Annotated in this window: 2 protein-coding genes; one reads left to right on the top strand and one right to left on the bottom strand. The window is 64.2% G+C overall.

What is annotated here, in order from left to right; translation table 11 throughout:
* Positions 1 to 28 precede the first annotated feature (28 nt).
* The gene (locus ABDV69_RS21200; protein WP_343577778.1) at positions 29 to 370 is read right to left on the bottom strand and encodes a DUF6788 family protein; all 342 of its coding nucleotides are present in this window, start codon (positions 368 to 370) and stop codon (positions 29 to 31) included.
* Between the two features lie 59 nt (positions 371 to 429).
* Between ABDV69_RS21200 and ABDV69_RS21195 the strand changes: the two genes are divergently transcribed.
* A complete protein-coding gene (locus ABDV69_RS21195) occupies positions 430 to 2,136 on the top strand; it encodes an IS1634 family transposase (RefSeq protein ID WP_343577776.1) in 1,707 nt (568 codons plus the stop codon).
* Positions 2,137 to 2,176: the final 40 nt, after the last annotated feature.

The raw sequence follows: 2,176 nt of genomic DNA, 5'->3' as shown, positions 1-2,176 counted from the left end.
CTGACTTTCCGCATGTGCGGATGGTCTTTTACGTCCCCCACCCTTCGGCTCGCTCGACCCGTCCGATCTCGGCTTCATCCAGTTCGACTAGGAGCTCCGTCAGTCGCTGTCCCCGCTCGACCTCAGGGCCGTAGCGTTCTCGCTGCTGAGGATTCATCCATCGGGTGAACCGCTTGCGTCCTTTGCTGTAACCCCACTGGATGTAGGGCCCGTGCAGCTGAGGGGGGTCAGCCTTGCAGCGACAGTTGGGCTTGCCACACTTCATCATGCGCTCGACGAGCCCGCCGGGGAGCAGGTTGCCGGGCTCTTCGAGCAGGGCAACGACTCGTCGGCGCGCCTGCGCGCTGCGTTGCTCGTCACCGGCACTCATATCGGACGCTCACCCACGGTCCACCACTTCATGTCCATCACTCTATACAGTGTAGGGCGATGACCGCAAGCCCTGCTCGTGTCGGCGGACCGTTCCAGTTGCGAGCGGAGCTGCTCGGTGCACTCCCGATCGTCGATCACATCTTGGACCGCCTCGGACTCGACGACCGGCTCGAGTCCTTCGTCCCCACGACCGACCACCGGGTGAAGCTTCGAACCGCGAAGGCTCTCGGCGTCTTGGTGCGCAACCTGGCGCTCAGCCACCAACCGGTCTACGCCTTGGGCGAGTGGGCGGCACCGTTCGACCCAGCACTGCTCGGGCTCCAACGCGACGAGGTCCGTTTGTTGAACGACGACCGGGTGGGCCGAGCACTCGGGTTGTTGTTCGACGCTGACCGAGCGAGCCTGCTCAACCGACTGGTGCTCGACGCAGTGAAGGTGTTCTCGATCGACTGTTCTCAGCTCCACAACGACTCGACGTCGGTATCGTTGAGCGGCGCGTACCCCGACGCCGACGGGCATGCACGCGGCACGAAGCGCACTGTTGTCCTCGCCAGAGGTCATTCGAAGGACTTTCGCCCTGACCTCAAGCAACTCGTGTTCATCTTGAGCGTGGCCGCGGATGGGGCGGTCCCTATCGCCTGTCGCATCGCGGATGGCAACGTGGAGGACTCGACTACTCACGTAGAGACCTGGGACTCGCTGGTTGCGCTCTTCGGACGCTCAGACTTCTTGTACGTGGCGGACGCCAAGCTCGCCACCAAGGAGAACATGGCCCACATCGTGAAGAACAAGGGTCGCTTCGTGTCGGTCCTGCCCAAGAACCGCAAAGAGGACGGCCAGTTCCGCAGGTATCTCGTCGATCACGAGCCGGTGTGGACCGAGGCCCTGCGGCGCCGCCGGCGCATCGATGAGCCCGATGACGTCTATGAGGTGACCGAGGCCGCGTGGCCGAGTGCCGAGGGTTACCGGGTCATCTGGGTGCGTTCGTCGGCCAAGGTCGAGCGCGATGCAGCCTCACGCCGGGCGCGCATCGCCAAGGGAATCGACGCTATTGACCAACTGAACCAGCGACTGGCATCGCCCAAGACGCGCATGAAGTCCATAGTTGCGATCGAGAAAGCAGCCCGAGAAGCGGTCGAGTCGGCCGGAGCTGCGCGTTGGGTCAGGTTCTCGATCGACACAGCCACAGCGGTCAGACACCGCCAGGAGACACGGGGACGCCCCGGGGCGAACACCCGCTACCGACGCATCGAGACCACAACTCACCGACTCCACTTCAGTGTCCGCGAGGACGTGGTGGCCGACGACGCCTGCTCGGACGGCTGCTGGCCGCTCATCACCTGCGACCGAGATCTCAGCGCCGCCGAGGTACTCGTGGCCTACAAGCACCAACCACACCTCGAGCGCCGCAACCACATGCTGAAGGGACCACAGGCGGTCGCACCGATGTTCCTCCACGACCCTGCCCGCATAGAAGGTCTCATGACATGCCACTTCATTGCCATGCTGGTCCAAGCACTCGTCGAACGCGAGCTCCGCCGGGCTATGGCAACCCGAGGCATCGAGGAGCTCCCCCTCTACCCCGAAGGGCGTGGCTGCTCCGCCCCGAGCGCGCCGCGCGTCTTCGACATCTTCGGCGGCCTCGCGCGCCAGCACCTCATCAGCCCCGATGGTTCGGTAGTCCAGATCTTCCCGCCCGAGCTCACCAAGCTGCAGCGGATCGTGCTCAACCTCCTCGGCATCCGCGAATCAGCCTACGAGTGATGGGGGACGCAAAAGGCACTCTGCACATGCGGAAAGTCAG

Source organism: Mycobacterium sp., from assembly GCF_039583785.1.
GTDB lineage: Bacteria > Actinomycetota > Actinomycetes > Mycobacteriales > Mycobacteriaceae > Mycobacterium.
This window is presented reverse-complemented; position numbering and strand designations above follow the sequence as displayed.

Excerpts from the sequence above, each read along its gene's own strand:
- ABDV69_RS21200 (WP_343577778.1), bottom strand. The coding sequence starts at position 370 with ATGAGTGCCGGTGACGAGCAACGCAGCGCGCAGGCGCGCCGACGAGTC.
- ABDV69_RS21195 (WP_343577776.1), top strand. The coding sequence starts at position 430 with ATGACCGCAAGCCCTGCTCGTGTCGGCGGACCGTTCCAGTTGCGAGCG.